General features: G+C 56.1%; 10 protein-coding genes. 8 read left to right on the top strand and 2 right to left on the bottom strand.

The window, feature by feature from the left end:
- The coding region (locus RI563_RS03590) for a MerR family transcriptional regulator (protein WP_310692977.1) at positions 1–539 on the bottom strand (539 nt) is incomplete at its 3' end.
- 156 nt (positions 540–695) lie between these two features.
- On the opposite strand from RI563_RS03590, the gene RI563_RS03585 reads away from it, so the two are divergent.
- From RI563_RS03585 to RI563_RS03550, 8 genes are all read left to right on the top strand, one after another.
- Entirely contained in the window at positions 696–992 is a 297-nt protein-coding gene (locus RI563_RS03585; RefSeq protein WP_310692976.1) for a sel1 repeat family protein, read from the top strand.
- Positions 989–1534 (top strand): glutathione peroxidase, encoded by a 546-nt coding sequence (locus RI563_RS03580; protein WP_310692975.1) that lies wholly within the window; start codon positions 989–991, stop codon positions 1532–1534. Before RI563_RS03585 ends, RI563_RS03580 begins: the two co-directional genes overlap by 4 nt.
- Positions 1535–1894: 360 nt before the next feature.
- Positions 1895–3343 carry a Fe-S cluster assembly protein SufB gene (gene sufB, locus RI563_RS03575; RefSeq protein ID WP_310692974.1) on the top strand — a complete coding sequence of 483 codons (1449 nt, stop codon included), beginning with the start codon at positions 1895–1897 and terminating at the stop codon, positions 3341–3343.
- A gap of 27 nt (positions 3344–3370) precedes the next feature.
- Complete coding sequence (sufC, locus tag RI563_RS03570; protein WP_310692973.1) at positions 3371–4123, top strand: Fe-S cluster assembly ATPase SufC; 753 nt, start codon at positions 3371–3373, stop codon at positions 4121–4123.
- Positions 4120–5481: a Fe-S cluster assembly protein SufD gene (gene sufD / locus RI563_RS03565; RefSeq protein WP_310692972.1), complete on the top strand. Its 1362-nt coding sequence runs from the start codon at positions 4120–4122 to the stop codon at positions 5479–5481. The genes sufC and sufD overlap by 4 nt, the downstream gene beginning before the upstream one ends.
- Positions 5478–5858, top strand: coding sequence for an SUF system Fe-S cluster assembly protein (locus RI563_RS03560; RefSeq protein WP_310692971.1), 381 nt, complete (start codon positions 5478–5480; stop codon positions 5856–5858). The genes sufD and RI563_RS03560 overlap by 4 nt, the downstream gene beginning before the upstream one ends.
- A gap of 16 nt (positions 5859–5874) precedes the next feature.
- Complete coding sequence (locus RI563_RS03555; protein ID WP_310692970.1) at positions 5875–6201, top strand: iron-sulfur cluster assembly accessory protein; 327 nt, start codon at positions 5875–5877, stop codon at positions 6199–6201.
- Positions 6202–6225: 24 nt separating this feature from the next.
- The gene (locus tag RI563_RS03550; RefSeq protein WP_310692969.1) at positions 6226–6660 is read left to right on the top strand and encodes a SufE family protein; all 435 of its coding nucleotides are present in this window, start codon (positions 6226–6228) and stop codon (positions 6658–6660) included.
- 176 nt (positions 6661–6836) lie between these two features.
- Here the strand turns inward: RI563_RS03550 and RI563_RS03545 are convergent, their stop codons facing one another.
- Positions 6837–7322, bottom strand: a complete 486-nt coding sequence (locus RI563_RS03545) for a peptidylprolyl isomerase (protein ID WP_310692968.1) — start codon at positions 7320–7322, stop codon at positions 6837–6839.
- Between the last annotated feature and the right edge of the window lie 289 nt (positions 7323–7611).

Genomic DNA, 7611 nt, shown 5'->3' with positions numbered 1-7611 from the left:
TTCTGGCGATTACGATGATGAAAGCGGGCGCCCAGTTTGTTGCGCATGAAAACACTGAAAAAATGCTCTTCGGCAATGCCGCAGTCGCTCGCTTCCCAGCGCTCGCCGAATTCCCGTAACAGGGGCAGCAGCAGCTGGCGAGTGACCACCTCGACCGGGTACAGGCTCATGGCCTCGTTATAGATATCTTCCAGAACGGCCTCGTTGAACGAACTGGTGGCCAGCAACATCTGCGATATATAACGCTGCCAGGGCTCATTACCGGGTTGGGAGGTGGCATGTTCCGGTGTTTGCAGGGCGCGGGCGACCTGGCTGATGGCAATGCCTTCATCCAGCATCTGACAGATGCTGCGGATCTGGCTGACGTCTTCCTCCGAGTAGAGACGGTGCCCGCTGGGAGTGCGCCGGGGCTTGAGCAGCCCGTAACGTCGTTCCCAGGCGCGCAGGGTCACACTGTTGACACCGGTCAACGCTGAAACGGTGCTGATGGCATACAGGCCCGGCGAGGTGTCCTCGGCATTGCTGGAAAGTTGATTCATTTTGACCTCGACAAAAGTTATACAAAATATATACAATACTTTTACATTTTGTCAACAAGATCGAAATAAATTATGCTAACATTCTATAAAACAGTGAGTTGAAGTGGGGTTTGCCTGTACTGAATCTGTACAAATACTTATACAAGAGGTATACAAATGGACTCTGATTTGCTTTCCCGGCTCGTTCTGTATGGTAATGATCCGGCGCTGGTGGAGACGATACGCGAGGCGGCCGAAGCCGGGGATATTGATGCCCAGTACGCTCTGGGTCTGATTTACGCCGAAGGGCGAGGCATTGAGCCCGATCTGGTCGCGGCCTATCTCTGGCTGTCCCGTGCCCTGGCGCGGGGCGACAAAGATGCCGGCGATTTACGTCATATCGTGCTGCAGCAGATGGACCCGCTACAGATTGCCGAGGCCGAGCGCCAACAAAGCGGGGTGCGCTGGCAATGAAAGCCTGGCTCAGCTTATTACTGTTGGCGTGCCTCCCCTTGCCAGTGAGCGCCGGCGAGTGCCCGGCTGCGCTGGATTTTCGCCCGCGCAGTTTGAATGATCAGCGAACGATCCACCTCTGCGAGCACTATCGCAACAAGGTGGTACTGATCGTGAATACCGCCAGCAAGTGTGCCTTTACACCCCAGTACGAGGGGCTGGAAACCCTCTATACGCGCTATCGTTCGCAGGGGCTGGTGGTGCTGGGCTTTCCGTCTAACGATTTTGCTCATCAGGAACCGGGCAGTGAGGCCGAGATCCGCACTTTCTGTCGGCTGACTTACGGGGTGCAATTTCCCATGTTTGCCAAGACCCGGGTACGTGAGCCCCATGCGGATCCCCTTTATGCCTGGCTGGGACAGGCCGCGGGGGAATTTCCGCAGTGGAATTTTCACAAATATCTGCTGGATCGCCAGGGCCGGCTGGTAGCCAGCTATCCCGCCCAGGTGCGCCCCGATGCCCCGGCGCTGGTCGAGCGGATCGAAGCCCTGCTCGACGAATAAAGCCGGTCTCTGGCGGCGGCTGATTTCAGCCTGTTAACTCGCACCGCGCGCAATAACCATGTAAAATAGTCGTTTCCCTCGCGACCGAGGTTGAAGTCCGGGGCCAAACGGGCCGATACCCATATCGGATCGATATGTCATTGCCGCCGTATGCCTCATTGAACAGGGTGGATTCACCTTTAAACTGACGCGCAAAGCCCACATATTGTCCAAATTGGCGCTAATTTAAGGCTGCGTTCCGGGTAAAAACCTAGTAAAATACTCAACATATAACCTTACAAGATAAGGCGTTGAAATTTCGTGAGCAGGTCAGTATAAAACCGAGTAAATTACTCGGAAATAGTCCGGAGGTTAACCAGGATGACGGCAACACCCGATACAGTGGATGAACTCATCAAGCGTGGCTACGAACACGGCTTTATCACCGAGATCGAGTCGGATACGTTTCCGCCGGGTCTCAACGAAGACGTCATTCGTGCGCTGTCGGCCAAGAAAAATGAGCCGGACTGGATGCTGGAGTGGCGCCTCAAGGCGTATCGTCACTGGTTGACCCTGGAGCAGCCCAGCTGGGCGCACCTGGATTATCCGCCGATCGACTATCAGTCCATCTCTTATTATTCCGCGCCGAAAAAAGCCGGTGACGGTCCCCAGAGTCTGGACGAGGTGGATCCGGAGCTGATCGACACCTACAACAAGCTCGGCATCCCGCTGGAAGAGCAGATGGCGCTGGCCGGGGTGGCCGTCGATGCGGTCTTCGACAGTGTCTCTGTGGCCACCACCTTCCGTGAAAAACTCTCCGAGGCCGGCGTGATCTTCTGTTCCATGTCCGAAGCCGTCCAGGACTACCCGGAGCTGATCAAGCAGTACCTGGGTAGCGTCGTACCGCATACGGACAACTTCTTCGCCTGCATGAATGCGGCGGTCTTCTCCGACGGGACCTTTGTGTATATTCCCAAGGGCGTGCGTTGTCCGATGGAACTGTCCACCTATTTCCGGATCAACGAGGCCAATACCGGCCAGTTCGAACGCACTCTTGTCGTGGCCGAGGAGGCCAGCTATGTCAGCTATCTGGAAGGTTGCACCGCGCCGATGCGTGACGAGAACCAGCTGCATGCCGCCGTGGTCGAGCTTGTCGCCATGGATGATGCCAAGATCAAATATTCCACGGTCCAGAACTGGTACCCCGGCGACGCGCAGGGCAAGGGTGGCATTTACAACTTTGTGACCAAGCGCGGCGACTGCCGCGGCAAACGCTCGCACATCTCCTGGACCCAGGTGGAAACCGGCTCCGCGATAACCTGGAAATATCCCAGCTGTATTTTACGCGGCGACGAGTCCACCGGTGAGTTTTACTCGGTGGCCGTGGCCCGGGGTCGGCAACAGGCCGATACCGGAACCAAGATGATTCACATGGGGCGCGATACCAAAAGCACGATCGTCTCCAAGGGCATCTCCGCCGGTCAGGGCCAGAATGCCTATCGCGGTCTGGTGCGCATGACACCCAAGGCGGAAAACGCGCGCAATCATACCCAGTGTGACTCACTGCTGATCGGCGATACCTGCGGGGCGCATACCTATCCGTATATCGAGGTGCGCAACCCGACCGCGAAGATGGAACATGAAGCGACCACTTCGAAAATCAGTGAAGACCAGTTGTTCTATTGCCGCCAGCGAGGCCTGTCCGAGGAAGATGCCGTGTCAATGATCGTCAACGGTTTCTGCAAGGAAGTCTTCAACGAATTACCCATGGAGTTTGCTGTCGAAGCGCAAAAACTCCTCAACGTCACCCTCGAAGGTGCCGTTGGTTAACCCAATCAAGTTCTGGAGGATAACGACATGTTGTCGATCAAAAATCTGCATGTGAATGTCGATGGCAAGCCCATTTTGAAAGGCCTGAACCTGGAAATCGGCACCGGTGAAATTCACGCCATCATGGGACCGAATGGTTCCGGCAAGAGTACGCTGGCCTATGTGCTGTCCGGCCGCGACGGTTATGAAGTGACTGATGGCCAGATACTCTACGAAGGTGAAGACCTGCTGGAGCTGGAAACCGAAGAGCGGGCCCACAAGGGTATGTTCCTGGCTATGCAGTATCCGGTGGAACTGCCCGGCGTGAATAACATGATTTTTCTCAAAGAGTCCCTGAATGCCATTCGCCGTGCACGCGGTGAAGACGAACTGGATTCGGTCAAGTTCATGCAGCTGATCAAGGAGAAGGCCAAGATGGTCAAGCTGGATGAAAAACTGCTCAAACGCAGCGTCAATGCCGGTTTCTCCGGCGGTGAGAAAAAGCGTAACGAGATTCTGCAAATGGCCATGCTGGAGCCGAAACTGGCCTTGCTGGATGAAACCGACTCCGGTCTGGACATCGACGCACTGCGTATCGTCGCCGAAGGCGTCAACACGCTGCGCAGTCCGGAACGTTCCGTGGTGCTGGTGACCCATTATCAGCGCCTGCTGGACTACATTCAGCCGGATCATGTACATGTTCTGGCGAACGGCAAGATTGTCCGTTCCGGTGGCAAGGAACTTGCTCATGAACTGGAAGAGAAAGGTTACAGCTGGCTCGAGGAGGGCGCGGCCGCATGAGTGCAGCCAACGAACAATCCCGTCAATGGTTTGAGAACCTGGTCAAATCCGGCCAGGTGGAACTGCCGACTGACCAGCTGAACTGGCTGGATGAAGCCCGGCAGCAGGCCCGTCAGGCCATCAATACCCTGCCGGTGCCCTACCGCAAGCAGGAAGAGTGGCGCTATACCAGTATCGACGGGCTGCTCAGGCAGGAATTCCAGCCGATGAATGACCAGTTTACCGCGCTGCACGCCGTCGATCTGGAAGACTGGTTACTGCCGGACATGGATACTTATCGGCTGGTGTTTGCCAACGGTCGTTGCGTCCCGCAATTATCCAACACCGAAGAGTTACCCGATGGCGTGCGTATTGGCAGCCTGCGCGCGGCGCTGACGACTGATCCGGACCTGCTGGCCACCTGGTTCGGTCAGACGGCCAATCATCAGCAGCATATGTTTACCGCTCTGAATACCGCGCTGATTAACGACGGGGTGTTCGTGCATGTGGCGCCCGGCGTCAAGGTCGACAAGCCCATCGAGGTGCTCTACCTGAGCCTGGCCCTGGAAGATGCCGTTATCGCCCATCCGCGGAATCTGGTGGTCATGGAAGCCGGTAGTCAGGCAACGCTGGTCGAGCGTTTTGTCAGCACCGGTGATTCAGTCTATTTCAATAACGTGCTCAACGAGATCATTCTGAACGAGTCAGCCTCCCTGATACATCACCGCGTCCAGGATGAGAGCCCCCGGGCCTATCATCTGAGCAGCCTGTTTCTCTCGCAGCAGAAACAGAGCGCGTATCGCGGCACGGCGCTGGCGCTGGGTGGGGCCTGGGCGCGTACCGATTACAAGGCTCGTTTCCAGGATGAAGAGGCCGTTTGTACCCTCAATGGTCTCTATCTGGCTGGCGAGAAACAGCTGACCGATTTTCATCTGGATATTGATCACGCCAAACCTCATTGCGCCAGCGAGGAGAATTTCCGCGGCATCCTGTACGGCAAGGGCCGCGCCGTGTTCGATGGCAAGATTCTGGTGGCCAAAGACGCACAGAAAAGCGATGCGCACCTGCACAACGCCAATCTGATGCTGACCCGCAGCGCGGAGGTTGATACCAAGCCGCAACTGGAAATCTACGCCGATGACGTCAAGTGCAGCCATGGCACGACCGTGGGCCAGCTGGACCCGGAACAGGTCTATTACATGCGTTCACGGGGAATTGAAACGCCCATGGCGAAGAAAATGCTGTGCCTGGGGTTCGCCGACGAGATTATCGACACCATTGAAATCGAGCCTCTGCGCCAGCATGTTCATGAGAGATTGCACTTTACGCTGGACCAGGTCGTAACCGAACAGTTGCAAACCGACGAGGTGGCACAATGAGCGCCAGACATGTTGTATTCCAGCCCCAGGCTGACTCCGATGGTGGCGGCGACGCGCCGGCTATCAATAGTGACGCACCGCTGGAAGAACGCATCATCGAGGCCCTGAAAACGGTCTATGATCCGGAAATCCCGGTGAATATCTATGAGCTTGGTCTGATCTATAATGTAAATGTGGATCCGGACAACAAGGTCTTTGTTACCATGACCCTGACCACGCCGGGTTGTCCGGTGGCCGGCTCCATGCCGGGCCAGGTGGAACGCACGGTCAAAAGTGTTGAGGGTGTCAGCGATGCCGAAGTCGAACTGGTCTGGGATCCACCGTGGACTATCGATCGCATGAGCGACGAAGCACGTTTAACACTGGGCATGTTGTAAGCAGGAGGAATTTATAATGGCTATCGAACTAACCGAAAATGCGGCCAGGCACGTTGAGTCCATGCTGGGCAAACGCGGCAATGGTATTGGCTTGCGTCTGGGGACGCGTAAATCCGGTTGCACCGGCTTTGCCTACGTGGTCGATTACGCCGATGAAGTGACCAACGACGACGTGGTTTTCGAAAGCCATGGCGTGAAAGTTGTGGTGGACAGGAAAAGCCTGGCCAACGTCGACGGCACCGAGATCGATTACATGAAGACCAATGCCATCAATGAAGGTTTTGAATTTCGCAACCCGAACATCAAGGATATGTGCGGCTGCGGCGAATCCTTCAGCGTCTGACATAACCCACCGGCAGGAGCTTGCATGACGTCGCTTGACGATATCGTCGATACCTTTGAATTACTGGGTGACTGGGATCAGCGCTATCAATACCTGACCGAGCTGGGCGAGAAATTGCCCCCTCTGCCGGAAGAAGCCCGCATCGAGGATAACAAGGTCAAAGGCTGTATGAGCCAGGTCTGGGTGCACGCCTACCCCAACCCCGATGATCCCCGACTGGTCCGTTTTCATGGTGACTGTGATACCAGTATTATCAAGGGTGTACTCGCGCTTTTGATTCAGCTGGTCGAGGACCGTACGGTGGACGAGATTCAGGAACTCGATGTTGACGAGTTTTTCGAAAAACTCCGGCTGGACGAGCATCTCTCGCCCAATCGCCACGTCGGTGTCTATGCCATCGTCGATCTGATGAAACAGCAAGCCCGGGAACTCAAGGCAAGCCAGTCGGTTTCCGCCTGAACGATCCGTCCGGGTAGTCAAAATAACCACCGAACACACCGAATACGCTGAGATAGGTCGTTGAGATCGTCGGTGTTTTAGTGTCTTCGGTGGTTGCTCCTCAGCTTTCAAGACTGACTCCACCATAAAAAAAGCCGGGCAATGCCCGGCTTTTTTTGTGGTCGCGGTCGGTCGACTTATTCGTGCTCGTGGCCGCCCGGACCGTGGACGTGGCCATGGTCCAGCTCTTCCTGGGTGGCGTCACGGACTTCGGTGATGTTTACGTCAAAATGCAGGGTCTGGCCCGCCAGGGGATGGTTGCCGTCGATGACGACACCGTCATCCTTGATGTCCATGACCGTGATGGTCAGCGGCTGGCCTTCCGGGGTCATGGCCTGATATTGGGCACCAACCTGAACTTCGGTACCTTCGAACATGTCGTTGGGAACGGTCTGAATCATGCTGTCATCACGCTCGCCATAGGCTTCTTCCGGCTGCACGCTGACATTGACGGACTCGCCCTGAGTCTTGCCTGCCAGGGCGTTTTCCAGACCCGGGATAATGTTGCTGGCACCGTGCAGATAGGCCAGGCCGGGGCCCCCCTGGGAAGAGTCCAGCACCGTGCCGGCGTCGTCTTTGAGAGTGTAGTCGATGGTGACGACCTTGTTTTCGGAGATTTGCATAGATATTCCTTGGAGTTCCGTTGATTGCTTGATAGGTGCTGTCGTTCAAACACTGGCAGGGCGTCAGGGGCCTGCGGCGCGGGAATGAAAGAAGACCGATTGCGTAAATAATATGCGATCCTAGCACAGGATAAGCCGGATTTCAGGGGGGGAGAGGATGCCCCGGGCAATGTTTGTAACCGGTGCGGGGTTCTGCCTGATTGCACCGGAATATGGCGCCACCACGGGCTATCGGACCGGATTCGGGCCGCGACAGACCGGGTATGAATCCTGGAGGGTATTGTCAAAC

Source organism: Thiohalophilus sp. (assembly GCF_031581315.1).
Taxonomy (GTDB): Bacteria; Pseudomonadota; Gammaproteobacteria; order UBA6429; family Thiohalophilaceae; genus Thiohalophilus.
This window is presented reverse-complemented; position numbering and strand designations above follow the sequence as displayed.

Coding starts and splice junctions, on each gene's coding strand:
- RI563_RS03560 (WP_310692971.1), top strand. CDS start 5,478: ATGAGCGCCAGACATGTTGTATTCCAGCCCCAGGCTGACTCCGATGGT.
- RI563_RS03580 (WP_310692975.1), top strand. CDS start 989: ATGAAAGCCTGGCTCAGCTTATTACTGTTGGCGTGCCTCCCCTTGCCA.
- RI563_RS03585 (WP_310692976.1), top strand. CDS start 696: ATGGACTCTGATTTGCTTTCCCGGCTCGTTCTGTATGGTAATGATCCG.
- RI563_RS03550 (WP_310692969.1), top strand. CDS start 6,226: ATGACGTCGCTTGACGATATCGTCGATACCTTTGAATTACTGGGTGAC.
- sufC (WP_310692973.1), top strand. CDS start 3,371: ATGTTGTCGATCAAAAATCTGCATGTGAATGTCGATGGCAAGCCCATT.
- sufD (WP_310692972.1), top strand. CDS start 4,120: ATGAGTGCAGCCAACGAACAATCCCGTCAATGGTTTGAGAACCTGGTC.
- RI563_RS03555 (WP_310692970.1), top strand. CDS start 5,875: ATGGCTATCGAACTAACCGAAAATGCGGCCAGGCACGTTGAGTCCATG.
- sufB (WP_310692974.1), top strand. CDS start 1,895: ATGACGGCAACACCCGATACAGTGGATGAACTCATCAAGCGTGGCTAC.
- RI563_RS03545 (WP_310692968.1), bottom strand. CDS start 7,322: ATGCAAATCTCCGAAAACAAGGTCGTCACCATCGACTACACTCTCAAA.